Annotated in this window: 16 protein-coding genes and 3 rRNA genes; 12 read left to right on the top strand and 7 right to left on the bottom strand. The window is 54.8% G+C overall.

What is annotated here, in order from left to right; translation table 11 throughout:
* Nucleotides 1–35: 35 nt before the first annotated feature.
* A complete protein-coding gene (locus HXW73_RS11060; protein WP_186253163.1) occupies nucleotides 36–1,223 on the bottom strand; it encodes an acetyl-CoA C-acyltransferase in 1,188 nt (395 codons plus the stop codon).
* A 125-nt stretch (nucleotides 1,224–1,348) separates the two neighbouring features.
* Between HXW73_RS11060 and HXW73_RS11055 the strand changes: the two genes are divergently transcribed.
* The 8 genes from HXW73_RS11055 to rlmM all read left to right on the top strand — a co-directional run bounded on the left by HXW73_RS11055 (nucleotide 1,349) and on the right by rlmM (nucleotide 13,399).
* Nucleotides 1,349–1,927 (top strand): TetR/AcrR family transcriptional regulator, encoded by a 579-nt coding sequence (locus tag HXW73_RS11055; protein ID WP_186253162.1) that lies wholly within the window; start codon nucleotides 1,349–1,351, stop codon nucleotides 1,925–1,927.
* Between the two features lie 178 nt (nucleotides 1,928–2,105).
* Nucleotides 2,106–3,770 (top strand): AMP-binding protein, encoded by a 1,665-nt coding sequence (locus tag HXW73_RS11050; protein ID WP_186253161.1) that lies wholly within the window; start codon nucleotides 2,106–2,108, stop codon nucleotides 3,768–3,770.
* A gap of 27 nt (nucleotides 3,771–3,797) precedes the next feature.
* Nucleotides 3,798–4,565, top strand: coding sequence for an SDR family NAD(P)-dependent oxidoreductase (locus tag HXW73_RS11045; RefSeq protein ID WP_186253160.1), 768 nt, complete (start codon nucleotides 3,798–3,800; stop codon nucleotides 4,563–4,565).
* Between the two features lie 231 nt (nucleotides 4,566–4,796).
* A complete protein-coding gene (locus HXW73_RS11040) occupies nucleotides 4,797–6,602 on the top strand; it encodes an acyl-CoA dehydrogenase C-terminal domain-containing protein (RefSeq protein ID WP_186253159.1) in 1,806 nt (601 codons plus the stop codon).
* A gap of 611 nt (nucleotides 6,603–7,213) precedes the next feature.
* Nucleotides 7,214–8,746: ribosomal RNA gene (locus tag HXW73_RS11035) — 16S ribosomal RNA — on the top strand.
* A gap of 295 nt (nucleotides 8,747–9,041) precedes the next feature.
* Nucleotides 9,042–11,933: ribosomal RNA gene (locus HXW73_RS11030) — 23S ribosomal RNA — on the top strand.
* A 128-nt stretch (nucleotides 11,934–12,061) separates the two neighbouring features.
* Nucleotides 12,062–12,177 (top strand): 5S ribosomal RNA (gene rrf, locus HXW73_RS11025).
* Together the 16S, 23S and 5S rRNA genes form the textbook arrangement of a ribosomal RNA operon.
* 151 nt (nucleotides 12,178–12,328) lie before the next feature.
* Nucleotides 12,329–13,399 (top strand): 23S rRNA (cytidine(2498)-2'-O)-methyltransferase RlmM, encoded by a 1,071-nt coding sequence (gene rlmM, locus HXW73_RS11020; RefSeq protein ID WP_186253158.1) that lies wholly within the window; start codon nucleotides 12,329–12,331, stop codon nucleotides 13,397–13,399.
* 11 nt (nucleotides 13,400–13,410) lie between these two features.
* Here the strand turns inward: rlmM and HXW73_RS11015 are convergent, their stop codons facing one another.
* Nucleotides 13,411–13,698, bottom strand: a complete 288-nt coding sequence (locus tag HXW73_RS11015; protein ID WP_066317450.1) for an antibiotic biosynthesis monooxygenase family protein — start codon at nucleotides 13,696–13,698, stop codon at nucleotides 13,411–13,413.
* Nucleotides 13,699–13,726: 28 nt separating this feature from the next.
* Here HXW73_RS11015 and tusA point away from each other — a divergent pair, with 28 nt between their 5' ends.
* Complete coding sequence (gene tusA / locus HXW73_RS11010; RefSeq protein ID WP_186253157.1) at nucleotides 13,727–13,978, top strand: sulfurtransferase TusA; 252 nt, start codon at nucleotides 13,727–13,729, stop codon at nucleotides 13,976–13,978.
* Between the two features lie 45 nt (nucleotides 13,979–14,023).
* Here the strand turns inward: tusA and HXW73_RS11005 are convergent, their stop codons facing one another.
* The 3 genes from HXW73_RS11005 to HXW73_RS10995 all read right to left on the bottom strand — a co-directional run bounded on the left by HXW73_RS11005 (nucleotide 14,024) and on the right by HXW73_RS10995 (nucleotide 17,257).
* A complete protein-coding gene (locus HXW73_RS11005; RefSeq protein WP_186253156.1) occupies nucleotides 14,024–14,719 on the bottom strand; it encodes a hypothetical protein in 696 nt (231 codons plus the stop codon).
* A 115-nt stretch (nucleotides 14,720–14,834) separates the two neighbouring features.
* Nucleotides 14,835–15,821, bottom strand: coding sequence for a DUF3080 family protein (locus HXW73_RS11000; RefSeq protein ID WP_186253155.1), 987 nt, complete (start codon nucleotides 15,819–15,821; stop codon nucleotides 14,835–14,837).
* Nucleotides 15,818–17,257: an MATE family efflux transporter gene (locus tag HXW73_RS10995; protein WP_186253154.1), complete on the bottom strand. Its 1,440-nt coding sequence runs from the start codon at nucleotides 17,255–17,257 to the stop codon at nucleotides 15,818–15,820. Before HXW73_RS10995 ends, HXW73_RS11000 begins: the two co-directional genes overlap by 4 nt.
* A gap of 124 nt (nucleotides 17,258–17,381) precedes the next feature.
* Between HXW73_RS10995 and HXW73_RS10990 the strand changes: the two genes are divergently transcribed.
* The gene (locus tag HXW73_RS10990) at nucleotides 17,382–17,927 is read left to right on the top strand and encodes an elongation factor P hydroxylase (RefSeq protein ID WP_186255996.1); all 546 of its coding nucleotides are present in this window, start codon (nucleotides 17,382–17,384) and stop codon (nucleotides 17,925–17,927) included.
* Here HXW73_RS10990 and HXW73_RS10985 read toward each other — a convergent pair.
* Nucleotides 17,924–18,403 carry a hypothetical protein gene (locus HXW73_RS10985; RefSeq protein WP_186253153.1) on the bottom strand — a complete coding sequence of 160 codons (480 nt, stop codon included), beginning with the start codon at nucleotides 18,401–18,403 and terminating at the stop codon, nucleotides 17,924–17,926. The two genes, HXW73_RS10990 and HXW73_RS10985, sit on opposite strands and share 4 nt — an antisense overlap.
* A gap of 1 nt (nucleotide 18,404) precedes the next feature.
* Entirely contained in the window at nucleotides 18,405–19,301 is an 897-nt protein-coding gene (locus tag HXW73_RS10980; RefSeq protein WP_446718982.1) for a TatD family hydrolase, read from the bottom strand.
* A 123-nt stretch (nucleotides 19,302–19,424) separates the two neighbouring features.
* On the opposite strand from HXW73_RS10980, the gene bktB reads away from it, so the two are divergent.
* Complete coding sequence (bktB, locus tag HXW73_RS10975; RefSeq protein WP_186253151.1) at nucleotides 19,425–20,612, top strand: beta-ketothiolase BktB; 1,188 nt, start codon at nucleotides 19,425–19,427, stop codon at nucleotides 20,610–20,612.
* A gap of 41 nt (nucleotides 20,613–20,653) precedes the next feature.
* Nucleotides 20,654–22,309, top strand: coding sequence for a fatty acid--CoA ligase (locus tag HXW73_RS10970; protein ID WP_186253150.1), 1,656 nt, complete (start codon nucleotides 20,654–20,656; stop codon nucleotides 22,307–22,309).
* Nucleotides 22,310–22,377 lie beyond the last annotated feature (68 nt).

Genomic DNA, 22,377 nt, shown 5'->3' with positions numbered 1-22,377 from the left:
ATTTGCCAGAAAATTTATATCTTTAAAGGTTGCGATCAGTCGCTTAACTCAATAGCGACAGCCGTGGCTTCGCCACCGCCGATACACAGGCTTGCAATACCACGCTTGCCACCTTTGGTACGCAGCGCATGGATTAATGTCGCGATAATGCGTGAGCCGGTAGAGCCGATCGGGTGTCCCTGGGCGCAGGCGCCGCCAAACACATTGACCTTGTCGTGGGGGAGACCTAGATCATCCATTGCCATCAGGGTCACCACGGCAAAGGCTTCGTTGATCTCAAATAGATCGACGTCATTAACACTCCAATCCAGCTTTTTCATCAGCTTTTCAATCGCGCCCACCGGGGCGATCGTAAACTCGCTCGGGTGGCGTGAGTGGGTGGTGTGTCCCAGCATGCGTGCCAACGGCTTAAGGCCGTGCTGATCTGCCGCTGCCTGACTCGCCAGGATAAGTGCCGATGCGCCGTCAGAAATCGAGCTTGAGTTGGCAGCGGTAATGGTGCCCTCTTTGGCAAAGGCGGGGCGCAGCTGGCGGATTTTGTCCAGTTTGGCCTGGAAGGGCTGCTCGTCATGTTCAACCAGGGTCTCGCCATGACGAGAAGTGACGGTGACGGCGGCCATCTCGGCATCTAAATGGCCTGCATTGGTAGCCGCCATGGCACGCTCGAGCGAGGCGATGGCAAAGTCGTCCAGCCGCTCGCGGGTATAGCCACGCTGGGACGCGACATCCTGCGCAAAGACGCCCATCAACTTGCCGGTTTCGGCATCTTCCAGACCATCCAGGAACATGTGGTCTTTCAGCTCTCCGTGGCCTAACCGATAACCGCTGCGCGCCTTGGTGAGCACGTGGGGAGCGTTGGACATGGACTCCATGCCACCAGCGAGAATGACATCGCCGCTGCCAGCCTTGATCAGGTCGTGGGCCAGCATGGCGGCTTTCATCCCCGAGCCACACAGTTTGTTAATGGTGGTGGCGCCGTTGGCATCGGGAATGCCTGCCTGGCGCATGGCTTGGCGTGCCGGGCCCTGCTTAACGCCCGCTGGCAGTACACAGCCCATAATGCCTTCTTCGATTGTCGCGGGGTCGATGCCGGCACGCTCAATCGCGGCGCGGATGGCCGTCGCGCCCAGCTCTGGAGCCGTCATGCTCGACAGGCTGCCCATCATGCCGCCCATCGGGGTGCGTGTTGCCGACAGAAACACGACGTCTTTAGCGTTACTCATGGTGTTCTCCATTAAGGTTATTGTGATTATCTCACTGAGAGGTGCGCTATGCGTTGACCCGTTGCTGGTGCTGTGGTCTTCTCCGAGGTAACCAAGCAAGCGCTAGTGTGAACGACATGAATGTAATGAATGCATCTCCTCGCCGCAAGGAATTAACACGCCTCGCGGCTCAGCTTTTTGTCCAGGAAGGCTTCGACCGTACTACGGTACGCATGCTGGCGCAGGAAATGGGCATCAAGTCCGGTAGCTTGTTCCACCATTTTAAAGATAAGCAGGAAATCCTGGCGGCTGTGATTGAAGAAGGTACTCACAATGCCCTATTGATTGCGCGCCGGGCGCTCGATAATTGCGAAGATCACCCTGAGGCGCGGCTTCGCGCAATGGCGCGAGCGCACCTCGAAACACTGTTTACCGATCGCAATGCTCACGTGGTCGCGCTGTTTGAATGGCGACGGCTCGCGCCTGAGGCGAGTGCCCATCTGAGCCATCTGCGCGATGCTTACGAAGCGCTGTGGGTCGCCGTGATCGATGATGCACTGGCAGCAGGGCTGATTCATGGAGATCGCTTCCTGGTCTCGCGCTTTGTCCTGGGCGCGCTGAACTGGACGGTACGCTGGTACGATTCGGATGGCCCCAGAACACCGGATGACCTGGCCGATGAACTCGTCGCGATGATCATGGCCCGCCAGAGTGAACAGGGGTGATTCTCTGGCTTCGCGCTACTAACGTATAACCAGTAAACGCCACGACTTGCTTGCGCTTCTTAACGTTTGCTTTTAGCGTGGCTTTATTCAGAGGGTTCCGTTAACGTAAACTGATAATAACAATGCCAGCGCCTGCGTAACCCGATGCTCACTACCAACAATACCCAAGAGAGCCATCATGACAGCGACATCACACCCCAATTACTCGGATTACCTTGATTCGTTTTCCATCGGAGAAGTCATCGCCAAACTAGATGACCATCAAGACGGCCAGTTAAACGCCTTCGAAGCGTGTTGTGGTCGTCACGTCCGTGCTGGTCGGGGCGAAGTGTTGGCTCTGGTGCAGGAGGACCTGGAAGGCGTAACGCACACGCTCAGCTATAAGGAACTCGACCAGCAGAGCGCTAAGCTGGCGGGCTGGTTTCAAGCTCAAGGACTAGGCGAGGGTGATCGCATTGCGTGTATGCTCTCCCGTTCGCTGGCGCTCTTGGTCGCCGTGGTGGCGACCTGGCGTATTGGTGCGGTGTACCAACCGCTGTTTACTGCTTTTGGTCCCGATGCGGTTGATTATCGGCTGGGCCGGGCGGACTCCCGACTGGTCATTACCGATCATGCGAATCGCTACAAGTTTGATGGCTTGGGTCAGTGCCCGCCAGTGTTGGCCGTCGGTGGGCCGACCCAGGAGCATCCTGACGACCATGATTGGCAAACGGCGTTGACGCATACGTCAATGAGCGGTGAGCCGCCCCGCCTGTCAGCGGAGAAGCCTTTCCTGCAGATGTTTACTTCCGGGACGGTGGGTAAGCCAAAGGGCGTTGCCGTGCCGCTTTCTGGTATGACGGCATTCGCTCTCTATATGGAGTTGGCGGTCGACCTTCGCGAGGAGGATCGCTTCTGGAACATGGCCGACCCCGGCTGGGCGTACGGACTTTACTATGCGATTGCAGGCCCGTTGTTTCTGGGGGTCACGACCCACTTTTGCGAAGCCGGGTTCAGTGCCGAAGGGGCGCTTGAGTTCATGAAGCGCCACCGCATTACCAACTTCGCCGCAGCGCCAACGGCCTACCGGCTGATGAAAGCGTCAGGCCTTTTCGATGACGCCCATCAAACGCTTGAGCTACGTGCCGCCAGTTCAGCGGGTGAGCCTTTGAATACCGAAGTGGTCACCTGGGTGGAGAAGTCGCTGGGGTGTTCGGTGATGGACCATTATGGCCAAACCGAAACAGGGATGACGTGTAACAATCACCATGCTCTTGATCATCCCAAGCATGTCGGCGCCATGGGAGTGCCCATGCCGGGGTATCGCCTGGCGATTCTGGATGCTGAATATAACGAGCTGCCGCCTGGCGAGCCCGGCGTTCTGGCCGTGGATATTGAACAGTCGCCCGCGCACTTTTTTCAGGGCTACACCTGGCAGGAAAAAGACCCCTTTGTGAAGGGGTATTACCTGACTGGCGATGTGGTGATTCGCAACGAGGATGGGTCGTTTCAGTTTGCCGGCCGTGATGACGATATCATCACGACGTCTGGTTACCGGGTGGGGCCAACCGATGTCGAAAACAGCGTTATGGCACACCCCGCGGTGGCGGAGTCGGCAGCGGTGGGCCAGCCGGATGATATTCGGGGCGAAGTGATCAAGTCGTACATTGTGTTGCGTGATGGCTATGAGGCAAGCGAAGCCTTGGCGGATGAAATTCGTCAGCAGGTGCGAGACCGTTTGTCAGCTCATGCGTTTCCCCGGGTCATCGAGTTTGTCGACGAACTTCCCAAAACGCCAAGCGGCAAGATTCAGCGCTTCAAGTTACGCGCTCAGGCAGCCGAAGACGTCAATTTGAGCCAATAACGACTTTCATGACAGGGAAACACCACTATGCAAGTGAAGGATCATACGTTTTTAATCACCGGTGCCGCTTCAGGCTTAGGGGCTACGACGGCAGAGCGTTTAGTGGCTGCCGGTGCTCGCGTCGTTTTGTGCGACCTGAACGACAGTGTCAAGTCCCATGCAGAGCAGCTAGGGACAGGCGCACGCGCGTGCCTGGCGGATATCACGTCTCAAGAGCAGATGCAGTTGGCGGTTGATACTGCCGTAGAGCTTGGCGGCGAGCACGGGCTCTCGGGTGTTATTCACTGTGCGGGCGTCGTTAGTGTTGCCAAGCTGGTGGACCGCGAGGGCAATCCTGCTGACCTGGAGAGCTATACCAAAACGATCAATATCAATCTCGTCGGTACTTTCAATGTCATGCGCTTGGCGGCGGCTGCGATGGCCAAAAATACGCCGAATGAAACCGGTGAGCGTGGGGTGATTATTAATACCGCTTCTATCGCTGCCTTTGATGGGCAGGTAGGACAGTGCGCATACAGTGCCTCCAAAGCGGGGGTTGTGGGCATGAGCCTGCCCGCTGCCAGGGAGCTTTCCCGTCATGCCGTTCGTGTCATGGCGATTGCACCTGGCGTGTTCGAAACCCCCATGATGAGCGAAATACCTGACGAAGCCGCTCAAGCGCTAGCTGCCGCCGTTCCTTTCCCTAAGCGACTGGGTAAGCCAGAAGAATTCGCCCAGTTGGCAGAGCAAATTATTACCAACCCGATGTTGAACGGAGAAGTGATTCGTCTGGATGGTGGCATTCGAATGCAGTGAGCATGCGCCGAAATGTGTTCAAAACTGTGCCTGTCAGCGTTGTCGTTGGCAGGCTTTTTGTTTTTAATCAATTGTTTATCAGTTCGCCTACCAAAGTAGTAGCAATTCTGGATGATTAATTCAAACGATCGCTTGACTGATACCTGGCTGCACGTTAATTTTCAAACATGTGTTTGAAAGCCGTTCCGTGAAAATAATGTCGCTTTCAGCCCCCCATGAAGGAGAAGTGCAATGCCCAGCTACCAGGCCCCCCTGCGCGATATGCGTTTTGTGACGGACGAAATGTTTGATTACCCCCGTCATTACGCATCACTACCGAATGGTGATGACGCTTCTCCTGACGTGGTCAATGCCATTCTGGAAGAGGGGGCGCGCTTTGCGCGTGACGTACTGCTGCCTATCAACCAAAGCGGTGATGAAGAAGGCTGCCTGCTGGAAGGGGGAGAAGTTAAAGCGCCTAAAGGCTTTAAAGAGGCTTATCAGCAGTATGTGGAAGGCGGCTGGCCCAGTCTAGCTGCAGATCCCGAACAAGGTGGTCAGGGGCTACCGCCCTCATTGGCGATGATGCTGTCAGAAATGATTTGCGCGACTAACCTGGCGTGGGGGATGTATCCGGGGCTTTCTCATGGCGCAGCCGACGCGCTAAGGCACCACGGCACCGACGAGCAAAAAGCCACCTATCTCACCAAGCTGGTTGAGGGGGTTTGGACAGGCACTATGTGTTTGACCGAGCCTCACTGCGGTACTGACCTCGGTTTGATCAAGACGCGAGCAGTGCCCGCTGATGGCAACGCTTACGCGATTACCGGCACCAAAATCTTTATTTCTGCCGGCGATCACAACCTTGCCGAAAATATTGTCCATCTCGTCCTGGCAAAATTACCCGATGCGCCTGAAGGCTCGAAAGGCATTTCACTGTTCGTGGTGCCTAAGTTCATGCCGAATGCCGAAGGCAATCCTGGTGAGCGCAATGGCGTCACTTGCGGTTCTCTTGAGCACAAGATGGGCATTCACGGTAACGCTACTTGCGTAATGAACTTCGACGACGCCACCGGTTACCTGGTGGGGCCACCCAATAAAGGGTTGGCCTGCATGTTTACCATGATGAATGCGGCTCGTCTGGGGGTTGGTATTCAGGGGCTTGGTCTGATCGAAGCGAGTTTCCAGAATTCACTGAGTTATGCTCGCGATCGTTTGCAGATGCGTGGTTTGTCTGGCAAGCAGGCACCGGAAAAACCCGCTGATCCGATCATCGTTCACCCCGATGTACGCCGCATGCTGCTAACACAAAAAGCCTTTGCCGAGGGCGGCCGCATGCTGGTGCTTTACACCGCGCAAATGCTCGACGTGGTGGAGCATGGCGAGCCGGGTGAAGACCGAGACCACGCTGAAACCCTGCTTGGCTTGCTGACGCCTATCGTAAAAGCGTTTCTCACCGAGGTTGGGTTTGAGAGCACTAATGAAGGCGTACAGATTTACGGCGGCCACGGTTTTATCAAAGAGTGGGGTATGGAGCAGCTGGTTCGCGATGCACGTATTACCCGGCTTTATGAAGGCACGACCGGTATTCAGGCCCTCGATCTGCTGGGCCGTAAAGTGTTGATGAGCCAGGGCGAGTCATTAAAAGTTTTCACCAAAGAGATCCATAAATTCTGCAAGGCTGAAGCTGATAATCCGGTTCTAAAAGAGTTTGTCGAGCCGCTTGCCAAGCTCAATGCTGAGTGGGGCGAGCTGACAATGGGCGTGGGCATGAAAGCAATGCAAGATCGCGAAGAAGTCGGCGCGGCAAGCGTTGATTACTTGATGTACTCGGGCTACGTCACGCTGGCTTACCTGTTTGCCCGTGCGGCCAAGCAGGCGTCTGTCTCTCTGGAGGGGGATGACAAGGCATTTTATGCCGCCAAGCTGAATACCGCGCGCTTCTACTATCAGCGTCTTTTGCCGCGCACTAAGGCGCACGCGCAAATGATCCAGTCGGGTGCTGGCAGCCTGATGGCGATGTCCAGCGAAGAATTTGGTCTCGGCTTTGAAATTTAAGAGTAAATCATTAATGGCGTGATTGTCTTATCGCCAACGAGCACTCTCTGGTCAGGCGTTCTGATCGGTGGTTTGCGTCAGATTCCGTCTCTTGACGGGCTCTGCCGCTTTTTTATTTTACTACCCCTTGCCAAGCGACTGCTGAGGCCTTAAAGTACGCATCCGCTGCCGGGGACGCAAGGCGTTGCCAGCGGTGATTGATGTGTAAAAACCTAGGTTTGTCAGTTGGTTAGGCAAGCGAGCGTGATTAATGTGTTGTGTCACGTCGCATCAAGTTTCGTCAACCAGTCATTGACAACCACACGGAAGTCGGTAGAATACGTCTTCCTCGCTGAGGCCAAACAGTTCAACGCTTGGCCGAGTTTTACACTGACGTTTTCGGTCAGTTAGACAGTACAGCGAAACGCTCTTTAATAATATGATCAGGTAATTCATGTGGGCGCTTGCCGATGAGGGTGATAAATCACCTATTATCAAGGCAAGCGACTCAAGCACTACGGTTTTTCGAAACCGATATTGAATGAATTCGTTTGAACCTTGAGCCAAGTTTGGTTCGCTTTTGCTGCTTTTGGCTAGTCCTTAAGTCAGCGAGTAAGAACCACAATGATTGTAAACTGAAGAGTTTGATCATGGCTCAGATTGAACGCTGGCGGCAGGCCTAACACATGCAAGTCGAGCGGAAACGATCCTAGCTTGCTAGGAGGCGTCGAGCGGCGGACGGGTGAGTAACGCATAGGAATCTACCCGGTAGTGGGGGATAACCTGGGGAAACCCAGGCTAATACCGCATACGTCCTACGGGAGAAAGGGGGCTTCGGCTCCCGCTATTGGATGAGCCTATGCCGGATTAGCTGGTTGGTGAGGTAATGGCTCACCAAGGCGACGATCCGTAGCTGGTCTGAGAGGATGATCAGCCACATCGGGACTGAGACACGGCCCGAACTCCTACGGGAGGCAGCAGTGGGGAATATTGGACAATGGGGGCAACCCTGATCCAGCCATGCCGCGTGTGTGAAGAAGGCCCTCGGGTTGTAAAGCACTTTCAGCGAGGAAGAACGCCTGTCGGTTAATACCCGGCAGGAAAGACATCACTCGCAGAAGAAGCACCGGCTAACTCCGTGCCAGCAGCCGCGGTAATACGGAGGGTGCAAGCGTTAATCGGAATTACTGGGCGTAAAGCGCGCGTAGGTGGCTTGATAAGCCGGTTGTGAAAGCCCCGGGCTCAACCTGGGAACGGCATCCGGAACTATGAGGCTAGAGTGCAGGAGAGGAAGGTAGAATTCCCGGTGTAGCGGTGAAATGCGTAGAGATCGGGAGGAATACCAGTGGCGAAGGCGGCCTTCTGGACTGACACTGACACTGAGGTGCGAAAGCGTGGGTAGCAAACAGGATTAGATACCCTGGTAGTCCACGCCGTAAACGATGTCGACCAGCCGTTGGGTGCCTAGCGCACTTTGTGGCGAAGTTAACGCGATAAGTCGACCGCCTGGGGAGTACGGCCGCAAGGTTAAAACTCAAATGAATTGACGGGGGCCCGCACAAGCGGTGGAGCATGTGGTTTAATTCGATGCAACGCGAAGAACCTTACCTACCCTTGACATCCTGCGAACTTGTGAGAGATCACTTGGTGCCTTCGGGAGCGCAGAGACAGGTGCTGCATGGCTGTCGTCAGCTCGTGTTGTGAAATGTTGGGTTAAGTCCCGTAACGAGCGCAACCCTTGTCCTTATTTGCCAGCGCGTAATGGCGGGAACTCTAAGGAGACTGCCGGTGACAAACCGGAGGAAGGTGGGGACGACGTCAAGTCATCATGGCCCTTACGGGTAGGGCTACACACGTGCTACAATGGCCGGTACAAAGGGCAGCGAGCTCGCGAGAGTCAGCGAATCCCTTAAAGCCGGTCTCAGTCCGGATCGGAGTCTGCAACTCGACTCCGTGAAGTCGGAATCGCTAGTAATCGTGAATCAGAATGTCACGGTGAATACGTTCCCGGGCCTTGTACACACCGCCCGTCACACCATGGGAGTGGACTGCACCAGAAGTGGTTAGCCTAACTTTGGAGGGCGATCACCACGGTGTGGTTCATGACTGGGGTGAAGTCGTAACAAGGTAGCCGTAGGGGAACCTGCGGCTGGATCACCTCCTTAAACGATGCATCATCCTCGCGGTAAGCGCTCACAATGAATTATCTGATCAGATGACTGTTGATACGCAGTGATAAGCGAAGGCTTTTTTCACATTAAAAGAAAAAGAAAGGTCTTTTCTCTTTTTTTAACGTGAAGAAAACGCTTATCACTGCGCATAGCAGTCGCTCTTTAACAATGTATATCATGCTGACATGAACGTTTTTTGAAACGTTCATACGTAATTGTTTTGTGATACGTCTCAAGCGTATCCGGCAATCGTTATCATTGCGAGACACCAGACCCCTTCGGGTTATAGGGTCAAGCAATGAAGCGCACACGGTGGATGCCTAGGCAGCCAGAGGCGATGAAAGACGTGGAAGCCTGCGATAAGGCTCGGCGAGGTGGCAAACAACCTGTGACCCGGGCATTTCTGAATGGGGAAACCCACTCATCATCAGATGAGTATCCCCCACTGAATCTATAGGTGGGGGAGGCGAACCAGGGGAACTGAAACATCTAAGTACCCTGAGGAAAAGAAATCAACCGAGATTCCCCCAGTAGCGGCGAGCGAACGGGGATCAGCCCTTAAGCATGTGACTGATTAGACGAACAAGGTGGGAACCTTGGCCGTAGCGGGTGATAGCCCCGTAGTCGAAAATCTGATCATGTGAAATCGAGTAGGTCGGGGCACGAGAAACCTTGACTGAAGACGGGGGGACCATCCTCCAAGGCTAAATACTCCTGGCTGACCGATAGTGAACCAGTACCGTGAGGGAAAGGCGAAAAGAACCCCGGAGAGGGGAGTGAAATAGATCCTGAAACCGTGTGCGTACAAGCAGTAGGAGCAGACTTGTTCTGTGACTGCGTACCTTTTGTATAATGGGTCAGCGACTTATATTCAGTGGCGAGGTTAACCGTATAGGGGAGCCGTAGGGAAACCGAGTCTTAACTGGGCGACACAGTCGCTGGATATAGACCCGAAACCGAGCGATCTATCCATGAGCAGGGTGAAGATTGAGTAACATCAATTGGAGGCCCGAACCAGGATCTGTTGAAAAAGATTTGGATGACTTGTGGATCGGAGTGAAAGGCTAATCAAGCTCGGAGATAGCTGGTTCTCCTCGAAAGCTATTTAGGTAGCGCCTCACGTATCACCGCCGGGGGTAGAGCACTGTTTCGGCTAGGGGGTCATCCCGACTTACCAACCCGAGGCAAACTCCGAATACCGGTGAGTGCGAGCGTGGGAGACACACAGCGGGTGCTAACGTCCGTTGTGAAAAGGGAAACAACCCAGACCGTCAGCTAAGGTCCCGAAATCCTGGTTAAGTGGGAAACGATGTGGGAAGGCTCAGACAGCTAGGAGGTTGGCTTAGAAGCAGCCATCCTTTAAAGAAAGCGTAATAGCTCACTAGTCGAGTCGGCCTGCGCGGAAGATGTAACGGGGCTAAACCAGGTACCGAAGCTACGGGTTCATTCTTCGGAATGAGCGGTAGAGGAGCGTCGTGTACGCCGATGAAGGTGAATTGAGAAGTTCGCTGGAGGTATCACGAGTGCGAATGCTGACATGAGTAACGATAAAGGGAGTGAAAAACTCCCTCGCCGGAAGACCAAGGGTTTCTGTTCGACGCTAATCGGAGCAGAGTGAGTCGGCCCCTAAGGCGAGGCCGAAAGGCGTAGTCGATGGGAAACGGGTCAATATTCCCGTACCGGACATGATTGCGATGGGGGGACGAAGAAGGCTAGGTGAGCCAGGCGTTGGTAGCCCTGGTGAAAGTCGGTAGGCTGAGGGCTCAGGTAAATCCGGGCGCTCAAGGCCGAGAGACGAGACGAAGACACCACGGTGTTGAAGTCATCGATGCCACGCTTCCAGGAAAAGCCTCTAAGCTTCAGATCATGTGCGACCGTACCCCAAACCGACACAGGTGGTCAGGGTGAGAATCCCAAGGCGCTTGAGAGAACTCGGGTGAAGGAACTAGGCAAAATGGTGCCGTAACTTCGGGAGAAGGCACGCCGGCATATTGTGAGAGCCCTCGCGGCTTAAGCGAGAACCGGTCGAAGATACCAGGTGGCTGCAACTGTTTAGTAAAAACACAGCACTCTGCTAACGCGTAAGCGGACGTATAGGGTGTGACGCCTGCCCGGTGCCGGAAGGTTAAATGATGGTGTTAGCCGCAAGGCGAAGCTCTTGATTGAAGCCCCGGTAAACGGCGGCCGTAACTATAACGGTCCTAAGGTAGCGAAATTCCTTGTCGGGTAAGTTCCGACCTGCACGAATGGCGTAATGATGGCCACGCTGTCTCCACCCGAGACTCAGTGAAATTGAAATCGCCGTGAAGATGCGGTGTACCCGCGGCTAGACGGAAAGACCCCGTGAACCTTTACTATAGCTTCACACTGGACGCTGATGTTGCCTGTGTAGGATAGCTGGGAGGCTTAGAAACCCGGACGCCAGTTCGAGTGGAGCCAACCTTGAAATACCAGCCTGGCATCATTGGCGTTCTCACTCAGGTCCGTTATCCGGATCGAGGACAGTGTGTGGTGGGTAGTTTGACTGGGGCGGTCTCCTCCCAAAGCGTAACGGAGGAGCACGAAGGTACCCTCAGCACGGTCGGACATCGTGCAATGAGTGCAAGAGCATAAGGGTGCTTGACTGCGAGACAGACACGTCGAGCAGGTGCGAAAGCAGGTTCTAGTGATCCGGTGGTTCTGTATGGAAGGGCCATCGCTCAACGGATAAAAGGTACTCCGGGGATAACAGGCTGATACCGCCCAAGAGTTCACATCGACGGCGGTGTTTGGCACCTCGATGTCGGCTCATCACATCCTGGGGCTGAAGTCGGTCCCAAGGGTATGGCTGTTCGCCATTTAAAGTGGTACGCGAGCTGGGTTTAGAACGTCGTGAGACAGTTCGGTCCCTATCTGCCGTGGGCGTTGGATGTTTGAGAAGGGCTGCTCCTAGTACGAGAGGACCGGAGTGGACGCACCTCTGGTGTTCCGGTTGTCACGCCAGTGGCATTGCCGGGTAGCTATGTGCGGACGGGATAACCGCTGAAAGCATCTAAGCGGGAAGCCCCCTTCAAGATGAGACATCCCTGAGGCCTAGAGCCTCCTGAAGGGCCCAGCGAGACCAGCTGGTTGATAGGCACGGTGTGGACGCGCTGCAAGGCGTTGAGCTAACGTGTACTAATGGCCCGTGAGGCTTGACCCTATAACACCCAAGGGGTCTGGTCGTGATGATAACGAGAACCGGATACGCGCGCTGAGCCGACTGTTTAAGACACAGGGCTTGGTAAGAGACGCACACAAAACACAGCATGATATCCATTTAAAGTTACGCCTGACGACCATAGCAAGCGTGAACCACCTGATCCCTTGCCGAACTCAGTAGTGAAACCGCTTCGCGCCGATGGTAGTGTGGGGTCTCCCCATGCGAGAGTAGGTCATCGTCAGGCACCTATATCGTAAAAGCCCCCGAGCATACTGTGCTCGGGGGTTTTTGTTATGGGGCGAACAAAATAAATCGAGCCTTATAAGTGCTATGATGCGCGTCGATGAAATAAACCAGCGGCTGATACCGTTTGTGATAGGTAAATTTGAGGTGAAGTGGTGAGCGAAACGGTACCTACGTCATGGTTAGTCTATTGTCGTCCTGGGTTCGAGCATGACGCACAGGCAGAATTACAGCATTACGCTGCTTTAAATGAGGTCAGCTGTGTAGCATCCCATGGTGAGGGGTGGGTAAGTTTAGACCGTGCCGATGGTGAGCCGATCAACGACTTGCATCGCCAGGCCGCGTTTAACAAGTTGATTTTTGCGCGGCAGAGCCTGGCGGCTCTACCGGCGCTGACGCTATCCCGTGATGACCGTTTGACGCCGATCTTGGAGCAGGTAAAAGCCAGCCGCTGGAGCTTTGAAGAGATATGGCACGAAACGCCGGATACCAACGATGGTAAAGCGCTGGCCGGGCTGATTAAGGCGCTGACCAAGCCGCTGGAAAGTATGTTGAAAAAACGCGGGGCGTTAAGGCGAAAAGCCGGTGCGCGGCGGTTGCATATTTTCTGGACAGCGGGGGATAGGGTGCAGTTGGGGATGAGTTTTCCAGGCAACAGAAGCGACCTGATCAATGGTATTCGTCGTCTCCGCTCACCTTCACGTGCGCCCAGCCGTTCCACGCTAAAGCTGGAAGAAGCGTGGCATGAGTTCATACCGCGTGAACAGTGGGACGATCGCCTGGCGGACAATATGCAGGCGGCTGATTTGGGCGCGGCGCCGGGTGGCTGGACATGGCAGCTCGTTCAGCGAGGCATGTATGTTTATGCCATCGATAATGGGCCGATGGATAAGCAGTTAATGGCGACAGGGCAAATTGATCATCTAAAGGAAGATGGTTTTACCTGGGAGCCGCCGCAGCGTCTGGACTGGCTGGTATGCGATATTGTTGATAAACCGGTACGCGTACTGGCAATGGTAGAGCGGTGGTTAACACGAAAATGGTGCCGCGAAGCCATTTTTAACCTCAAACTGCCAATGAAGAAACGCTGGGAAGAAGTATCACGCTGCCTGGCGATGTTAGAGAGCTCACTATCCCAGGCAAGCGTGTCAGCAGATATTGCGTGTTGTCATCTCTACCATGACCGCGAAGAAGTGACAGTGCACGTAAGGCTTAAGCATTGAAGCCAAGCTAGCTAGTAACTGGCTTCATAAATTCGAATTGTTTCATCTTCTGTCAGAAGCGGTAGAATTTGCTGCATCGCGTTGGCCCGCGCCTCACTGTGATGCCATTCATTCCAGGCACGCAGGTCGCGCCATTTGGTAATCATTAAACGACGGTCCGTATGGCCAAGTTCAACAAGACTTTCGCCGCCAACAAAGCCACGAGCGCCCAATGAAGCTCGCATGGCCTCACGGGCGGCTTGTTCATACTCTTCTTCAAGGCCGGGCATAATACGCCGTTCAATGATGATTTTGATCATAGATTAAGTCTCAACTCCGAGGGTATCGATGTCTGACATTATAAAGGATGCGCCACATCACGATGCGCTATTGGATACCAGTGGTCTTTATTGCCCTGAGCCGATTATGATGATGCACAATAAAGTCCGCGACATGGCCTCTGGCGATGTATTGAAGGTTATTGCAACAGATCCAGCCACCACCCGCGATGTGCCTAAGTTTTGTCAATTTCTAGGCCATGAGCTACTGCAGCAATACGCAGATTCTGACCAGTATTGGTACTTTATACGCTTGGCATAGCCAATGCCTGGTTGTCACGGGTTATTTTGATAACCCGTGCAACCCTTATTTCTGTGGCAAAACGACCATGGCCAGTGCGTCAAGTGTCGCGGGGTCTTCCTCCAGAATACGATTGGCAATATGGCGCTGAAAAAAGTAGACGCTCTGGTGGATCGTCTTTGCGCTGTATAGGCAGTCATCTCCCAATAAGATGGGTGTCATTTTTGCCTTGTCTTCATCAGCGAGCAGAGCATCAACGCTACCGTCGCTATAAAGCCGCCAGCCGTAAACAGGCTTCATATGCCAGGGGCTATCGGGCTGGTTCATGCATAACGCGTGGGTGCCTAACGTATCGGGCAATTGCTGGATAAGGGTGATATCACCAGAAGGTTCGTATTCGAAATACTCAGCGGCTGAGGCAAGTTCATCGGCTTTGTGGTCTGGCGGGGAGGAGAAGATTTCTTCCGTTTCAGGATCGCGATAGCCAATGAACCGCCCATCTTCATAACGGTGAAGTTCATGACAATCGGTTAGCTGTTCCATCCACGGGACTAACCCGACGACATGGCCGTCTTCTCTGAGGCCCCAGGCAAGCAGGGGCATCCCATAATAGCTGTCCGGATCCGACGCCAACTGATATACCATTTCCAACCCATCCAGTTCTGGCGCTAGACGCACAAGGGTCTTTTGCGCCAGTTGACGCTGACGTACAGAATCCAGGTCGATGACCTGGGCAGAGCGGGGTGACAGGGGTGCGCCCATAGAGTCCCTCCTTCGTACTGCGTGGCCACGACATTAGCAAACCAGACGTGCATCTGTTCGCCGCATACCTCACCAATAGCACAGGTTGGCCCGAAGGTTAAGGGTAAACGACATTTTAATTAGACGTGCAATTAGAAAATTGGGCCCTGGCGCGTTGATGGGATTTTATGGCGGCTTGATAGCTTTGCCAGGGCGCATCGGGGGCCTGTAGTGATAGCCACCTGGACTGGTAAGCCTGTATTGCCTCAGGTGCGACGATAAGGTGGCGATTGATCAAGCCATTGACGGCGGTTAACCACCGCTTGGCCGCGTCAGACAGTACGGCTAAACGTTGCTTGTTCCATTGGGGGAGGCACGTTTCGTCTGGCGTGGCATGCTTATTCAGGTATTTGCTGGCTTCGTCAAGCCGCTGAGAAGCAAGCATGAGCGTGCGCAACATTTCGGCGGTCAAAGGGCGTGCCCGTAGCGTATTAAGCTGTTCTTCCAGTCTCGATGAGTCTTGCTGCCAAGCGAGGCTGAATTGATGCTCCACCATTTGCTGCAAATAGCGTACGGCTTCAAGCTGGGGCTCAATCGACGGCGTGGCGTCGATATTTAGAGGATGACTGGCACGTGCAAAACTATCGGTCCATTCGTCAGAGTCAAAAATGGCATTCCAGGTTACATAGGGGAGCTGCGCTGTTTTGGTTTCCATCAGCTGACTTAGTCGTTCACGGTTTTCTGAACTCAGCGCTTCAGGAACATCGCTTGTCCAGCATAACGTTAAACGTTGCCACAGCGTTCGTTCATAAAGCCATTGCTGGCTGGGTGGGGCGACTTTCCCGAGTTGATTATTGCGGGCGGCAACGAGGGATGTGATCTCGCATTCGCGCAGGGCATAGACGTTGAGCAGTGAGTCGCGGGTTTCGTCGATGTCGAACAGGCGTGCTTCACGAGGCGGAAACGCACCGATATTAGGCGGTGAGTGCGTCTCGACAGACCCATCGGCCAGCGCGCTTTCAAGCTGCTGGTGGTAAGTCTCCCAGGGCGCCTCTGCTTGATGCGGGTCTGTGCAGCCGAGCAGCGTCAAGGGCAAAACCCATATCCAGTCATAGCGTTTCATGCTGACTCCTGGTAGTAGAGGTGCCGTCGGCTTATAACGTGCAGTCGCCAAGCCAGAAGCAAGGCAGCGGTGCTCAAGCCAGCAATCAAGCCGATCCAGTAGCCATGCACGCCCATCGGGCCAAAGGCATTGCCCAGTCCTCGTGAACCCAACCAGTGGCCGCCACCCAGGCCCACCAGCCAATATGACAGTACCGTAATGACCATAACGATCCGCGTATCTTTATAGCCGCGAAGGGCGCCTGCCAGATTCACTTGAAGCGAATCGGAGAGCTGGAAAATGGCCGCCAGGGCAATAATCGAGAGCGCCAGTGTCTGTATGGCTTGATTGGACGTGTATAGCGTAATCACAGGCGCGGCCGTTGCCCACAGTAACAGGCTATTCAAAGCGGCAACGATGACGCTGATAAGAATACCGTTCCAGGCCACACGACGGGCATGCGACATTCGTCGCTGCCCTAGCGTATTCCCTACTCGAACGGTTAGCGCCATGCTAAGCGACATGGGCAGCATAAATAGAATGGTGGTGTAACTCAGAGCAATCTGGTGGGCGCCGACGGTGACCTCGCCAAAGCTGGCGATAAATAATGCGATCAGCGTGAAAAGGGTGACCTCGACGAAAATGGCCACGCCAATGGGAACACCGACCACCAACAGTTCCTGGATGCCTTGCCAATTGGGGAAGGATAACCGCTGCCACAACGAGATGCCGTGATAGTGATCGGTGTAGTGGGTGTAAATGGCCATTGCGATTGCCATGGTCCACATCGACAGCGCGGTGGCGATACCGCAGCCCAGCGCGCCCAAAGCAGGCAACTGTTGTACGGCATCAGGTAGCCATGGCCCTAGCAGGCTGATCAGGCCCTCGCCGCCGTTAATCAGTAGATAGTTGGCAGGCACGTTGACGGTCAAGCCAATCAGGCTGATCCATAGGGCAGGGCGGGTATGGTTCATGCCATCCGAAAAAGCCCGGAGCGCCTGAAAAAGGGCGATGCCCGGCATGCCAAAGGCGACGGCAGCGAGATAGGCAGCGGAGGAGTGCGCGACCTGCGTCGGCACTTCCATCAACTCGAAAATGGGTAGCACGGTGACCCAAAGCAGCAGTGCCGCCAAAAGCCCCAGTACGATGGCAACCCAAAGCCCCTGATGCACTGCTGGACGAATAGCGTTATGGCGCTGTCCGCCCAGCAGATGCGCGACGATAGGCGTCAGCCCCATTAGTGTGCCGGTCATGAACAGCATTAGCGGCATCCACAGGCTGGAACCCACCGAGACTGCGGCCAGCGCAGTGGCGTCATGGCGACCTGTCATGATGACATCGACCACACTCATGCCCGCCTGGGCAAGCTGAGCGCCACAGATGGGAAGGGCCAGACGAACAAGTTGGCGCGTTTCAAACCAGTCAATCGGACTGAATTTTTCCAACACACGACCCACGCGTTAACTCCTGAGTAAAGCAGCCCTCAAAGCTCGCTAGATTAGCAGGTATACTGAGCAAAATTATGCTGTTGATGAGGCTAATGTGAGTAACACCCAACCGCAATGGACGCTTGACGAAGTGATGGCATTATTCGATGGCGTTTTTTTCAAGCGTTACCAAACCCGCCTGGTAAAGGGTGACGAGGAACCCCTTTATCGACCGGCCGATGATCAGACGCCTTACCATCAAATCATTTTTGCCAATGGATTCTTCGCCAGTGCGTTACACGAAATCAGTCATTGGTGTATTGCAGGTGCCGAGCGGCGACAAAAAGAAGACTATGGTTACTGGTATTTGCCTGATGGCCGGGACGCTGAGCAGCAACGAGCGTTTGAGCAGTCCGAGGTGGCCCCACAAGCATTGGAGTCACTGTTTGCCGAGGCGTGTGGACGCGAATTTCATGTCAGCGTTGATAATCTGGGTGGCGATGCGACAGTCGATCGTGAGGCATTTGCTGAAAAAGTTACCCAACGTGCCGCACGCTACAAGGAAGAGGGCCTGCCCGTTCGCGCCAACGCCTTTGCTTGTGCGTTGGCGCGTTATTATCGCCACCAGGATACGCTAGCCGAGGCCGTGGCCCATGGACATGCGGCGCTGGATCGAGCGGGCTCGATGGTGAGCGCTTAATCTTCCTCGGTCAGCCGCTGATGCAAAGACAGCATGACTTCCAATTCATGTTCGGGCCGCATGGGTTCCAGTCCCAGCTCGCTGAATGTTTCTCGGCGCTGGCGATGCCATTCGCCAGGCGTGATGGAAGGATAAAGAACCGATGCCGGGGCCAGTTCAACAAAAGGGTCCAGCCCATAGGTGTCGAAGAGGCGCGCCAGTGCGGCTTCGTCATCGCCGTTATCGCTGGTATATAGCGTTTCGGAAAAGTGGTCGTTCTCAAGCTCGCGGATCACTTCAAGGGGACTGACCCCAAGGCTCTCCAGCTCTTCGATGCTGTAGGCACCCATGGCATTGGTGTCTTCCTTGATCCAGCTATCGTCCGGGTGAATCAAAGTCTGTTTAACTCGACCATCGGTTAGCGACCAGGCAATGGCTAGGGGTAGGCCATCATCTTCGCCGGTCTCAATGGCAATAAACCCTGGATAATCGGCCACGCTAGTACTCCTTTAAAGATTCCATGGGAAGGCGGAAAAAACGTTGGGCGGTTTGTGTAGTGGCAGCCCCCATGTCAGCTTCGCTGATGCCACGGCAATCGGCAATTTCCCTGACAATCCATGGCAGCAGGGCGGGTTCGTGACGGCGGCCTTTCAGTTTTGTCGGCAGATTGCGCGGCAGCAGGTAGGGGCAATCGGTTTCTACCATCAGCCGGTCAAGCGGAATCTCACGCACCAGTGGGCGTAAGTGATGGCCGCGCCGCTCGTCACAAATCCAGCCCGTCAGGCCTATATGCAAGTCTAGATCGAGATAGCCAAATAGCGTATCGCGGTCTGCGGTAAAGCAATGCACCACGGCCTGACTGATCTCATCCCGCCAGGCATGCAGCATCTCGCGCATTCGTTGGCCGGCGTCTCGCTCATGCAAAAACAGCGGCAAACCGCTCTCAGCCGACAGGGCTAGCTGCGCTTCAAACGCACGCTCCTGTTCACGGGGTGTGGAGAAATTGCGATTGAAATCAAGCCCGCATTCACCCACTGCTACGACTTCCGGTCTGGCATGCAGCTTGGCCATTTCGGCCGCTATAGCGTTGCTCCACTGGCTTGCATCGTGGGGGTGTATCCCGGCGGTGGCGTAGAGACCGGGGAAACGCTGCGCAAGTGAAACAGCCTGCTCGGCATGCTCAACGTCGGTGCCGGTAACGATCATTGTGGTTACCTGCGCTGCCTGCGCCCGTTGAATGACGGCTTCCAGGTCCCACCCAAAGCTTTCATGCGTCAGATTAGCTCCGATATCAACCAGCGGCGCGCTCGGACGGAACTGCAACGCATCGGGCAAAAAATCATCGGTATAAGCGGTTCCCAAGCGACACTCTCCATCAAAATCGTAAAGCGCCATTGTAACGGTATGCAGGGATATCGACTAATGGTGTGTGGGGCGAGGGTAGACACGCATAGTACGAAATGAAAAAACTGGCTTGATGGGAAAAATAGGCGTGGTGGCTAATAACAGGAGACAACAATGCAGTTAGATGATGTGGTGATTTTAGAGGGCGCGCGTACCGCGATTGGTGGTTTTGGCGGGTCTCTCTCCACGCTGGCGCCGTTTGAGCTGGGGGCGATAACCGCCAGAGAAGCATTGCGGCGAGCGGGCGTTGACGGTGGTGACATTGATCACTCGGTCTATGGTCACATTATTACGACGGGTGCCCAAGATGCGTATTTAGCGCGTCATATTGCCATCGAGTCAGGGGTGCCCAACGAGGCCGGGGCTTTTAACGTCAACCGCTTGTGTGGTTCGGGGGTTCAGGCCGTGGTCTCTGCCGCCCAGCAAATCGCGTTGGGCGACAGCCGCTTGGCCTTGGCGGGTGGTGCGGAATCCATGTCACGAGGGGCATACTGTCTGCCCTCTCAAGCCCGCAACGGTGTTCGCATGGGGGATGTCAACATCCAGGATTTAACTCTGGGCGTGCTCAGTGACCCTTTTGGTAGCGGCCACATGGGCTGCACCGCGGAAAACATTGCCAAGCAGTATGGCTTAACACGTGAACAGTTAGATCAGTTTGCTGTAGATAGCCATCAAAAGGCTTCGCAGGCGATTGGGGAGGGGCGTTTTGATGCGCAAATCGTGCCTGTTGAGGTGTCAAAGGGTAAACAAACCGTTGTCTTTTCTCGCGATGAGCACGTACGCGACGGTGTCCAGCTTGCTGACTTGGCAAGGCTTAATCCCGCCTTTCAGAAAGGCGGGGTGGTAACGGCGGGTAATGCGTCGGGAATTAATGACGGGGCGGCAACGTTGGTGCTGGCGCATGTTGATGAGGCCAAACGGCGTGGTTTAGCGCCCAGGGCGCATCTTCGCGTTGCTACAACAGCAGGCGTTGAGCCCGCACTAATGGGCCTTGGGCCAATCTCTGCGGTGAAACGCTGCCTGCAGCAGGCAGGGGTGAGTATCGCCGATATGGATGTCATTGAATCTAATGAAGCCTTTGCTGCCCAAGCAATGGCCGTTGCGGATTCACTGGGTTTCCCTTCAGACAAGCTAAACCCTAACGGCGGCGCAGTTGCCATGGGGCACCCGGTGGGCGCCACCGGGGCAATACTGATTCTTAAAGCGCTGCATGAGCTGGAGCGTATCAACGGTCGCTACGGCTTGGTCACGCTGTGTATCGGCGGTGGGCAAGGTATTGCCTTGTTAATCGAACGCGGCTAACCCCCTCTGAATTCAACAAGAACAAACTTATAGGAGTTTTTATGTCCTCAGTTACACCGAAACTATTACCCGCCACGCCTTCTGCGACCAATCCACCCATGATGATTGGTGATTTGCTGGAAGCAGGGGTGCGTATGGCCGGTGACAACCAGATTGTTTACCGCGACAAAAGCCGTCACAGCTATAAGCGCTTTCAGGAACGCGTGCACCAATTGGCTCATATGCTGTCGGCACAGGGCGTGAAAGCGGGGGATGTTGTCGCCATTCTGGATTGGGATAGCCACCGATATCTGGAGTGTTTTTTTGCTATCCCGATGATTGGGGCGGTGCTGCACACGGTGAACGTGCGCCTGGCACCTGAGCAAATTCATTACACCATGGAGCATGCCGACGATGTCTTTGTCATTGTTCACGAGGACTTCGTCCCCTTGCTTGAGCCTCTGGCGGATAAGTTGCCTCTAGTGCGAGGCTACTTGCTATGTCAGGAAGATACCGCCGAGGCGGTCGATACCTCACTGCCGCTTGTGGGCGAGTTTGAGGACCTATTGAGCCAGCAGCCAGTTCAGTACGCATTTCCAAGCTTTGATGAAAACGCCGTCGCGACGCTGTTTTATACCACTGGCACCACGGGTAATCCCAAAGGGGTTTTCTTTACCCATCGCCAACTGGTGCTGCACACCATGGGGGAAGCAAGCGCTTTTCAGGCACCCGGCTTTGAGCTGCTGAACCGCGACAAGGTGTATATGCCGATTACCCCCATGTTTCATGTGCATGCCTGGGGAGTGCCCTATACCGCTACGCTGTTAGGCGCCACGCAGGTGTATCCGGGTCGCTATGAGCCGGAAATGCTGGTCAAGTTGCTGGTTAATGAAAAGGTCGACTTTTCCCACTGTGTGCCCACACTGCTCAACATGGTGGTCAGCGCAGACGTCATTGCCTCAAAACAAGTGGATCTTTCTGGTTGGAAAGTGCTGGTCGGCGGCAGCGCACTGACACAGGCACTCGCCAGTAAAGCCTGGACGCTGGGAATCGATACTCGCAGTGCCTACGGCATGTCGGAAACCTGCCCGTTGCTCACCGCCGATATTCTCCCCCGCGATATCGCCGAGGCTGATGTTGAAACGCAGCTGCCCTGGCGTTGCAAAGCAGGCATGCCGATGCCCTTTGTCAAGCTAGAGGTGGTAGATGCTGACGGCCAGCCGCTACCCCATGACGGTGTTAGTGTTGGCGAAGTGCGTGTGCGGGCCCCATGGCTAACTCAGGCTTACTACAAGGAAGAGGCGCGCAGCGAAGAGCTTTGGCGGCATGGCTGGCTTCATACGGGGGATGTGGGCTCGCTTGATGAACGTGGTTTTTTAACGATTAGTGACCGTATCAAGGATGTGATCAAGACCGGTGGCGAATGGCTTTCGTCGCTGGAGCTGGAGAGCTATATCAGCCAGTGTCCAGGCATCGCGGAAGTCGCGGTCATTGGTATTACCGATGATAAGTGGGGAGAGCGACCCGCCGCGTTGGCCGTTCCAGACGATGCTAACAACCCGCCAACCATTGAATCGGTTCAGGGTTTTTTAGAGCAGTTTGTGGCCCAGGGAAAACTCAACCAGTGGGCAATTCCTTCCATGATTCGTTTTGTCGATGAAATCCCCAAAACCAGCGTAGGGAAATTGGATAAAAAGCGCATTCGTAGTGAAATCTAGCGCTGTCGCATCACATCCAATATGAACGTTGCCCGCCGAGTCCGCGCATGCGTTACACTGTGCGCCTC

The organism is Halomonas sp. SH5A2 (assembly GCF_014263395.1).
Taxonomy (GTDB): domain Bacteria; phylum Pseudomonadota; class Gammaproteobacteria; order Pseudomonadales; family Halomonadaceae; genus Vreelandella.
Note: the sequence above shows the minus strand (reverse complement) of the source record. Positions and strands in the feature narration are given on the sequence as shown.

What these genes read in the sequence shown, in the direction of transcription:
- HXW73_RS11015 (WP_066317450.1), bottom strand. Translation starts at nt 13,698, where the DNA reads ATGATCAAAATCATCATTGAACGGCGTATTATGCCCGGCCTTGAAGAA.
- tusA (WP_186253157.1), top strand. Translation starts at nt 13,727, where the DNA reads ATGTCTGACATTATAAAGGATGCGCCACATCACGATGCGCTATTGGAT.
- HXW73_RS11045 (WP_186253160.1), top strand. Translation starts at nt 3,798, where the DNA reads ATGCAAGTGAAGGATCATACGTTTTTAATCACCGGTGCCGCTTCAGGC.
- HXW73_RS11005 (WP_186253156.1), bottom strand. Translation starts at nt 14,719, where the DNA reads ATGGGCGCACCCCTGTCACCCCGCTCTGCCCAGGTCATCGACCTGGAT.
- HXW73_RS11040 (WP_186253159.1), top strand. Translation starts at nt 4,797, where the DNA reads ATGCCCAGCTACCAGGCCCCCCTGCGCGATATGCGTTTTGTGACGGAC.
- HXW73_RS10980 (WP_446718982.1), bottom strand. Translation starts at nt 19,301, where the DNA reads ATGGCGCTTTACGATTTTGATGGAGAGTGTCGCTTGGGAACCGCTTAT.
- HXW73_RS10990 (WP_186255996.1), top strand. Translation starts at nt 17,382, where the DNA reads ATGGCATTATTCGATGGCGTTTTTTTCAAGCGTTACCAAACCCGCCTG.
- HXW73_RS11050 (WP_186253161.1), top strand. Translation starts at nt 2,106, where the DNA reads ATGACAGCGACATCACACCCCAATTACTCGGATTACCTTGATTCGTTT.
- HXW73_RS11000 (WP_186253155.1), bottom strand. Translation starts at nt 15,821, where the DNA reads ATGAAACGCTATGACTGGATATGGGTTTTGCCCTTGACGCTGCTCGGC.
- HXW73_RS11060 (WP_186253163.1), bottom strand. Translation starts at nt 1,223, where the DNA reads ATGAGTAACGCTAAAGACGTCGTGTTTCTGTCGGCAACACGCACCCCG.
- bktB (WP_186253151.1), top strand. Translation starts at nt 19,425, where the DNA reads ATGCAGTTAGATGATGTGGTGATTTTAGAGGGCGCGCGTACCGCGATT.
- HXW73_RS11055 (WP_186253162.1), top strand. Translation starts at nt 1,349, where the DNA reads ATGAATGCATCTCCTCGCCGCAAGGAATTAACACGCCTCGCGGCTCAG.
- HXW73_RS10970 (WP_186253150.1), top strand. Translation starts at nt 20,654, where the DNA reads ATGTCCTCAGTTACACCGAAACTATTACCCGCCACGCCTTCTGCGACC.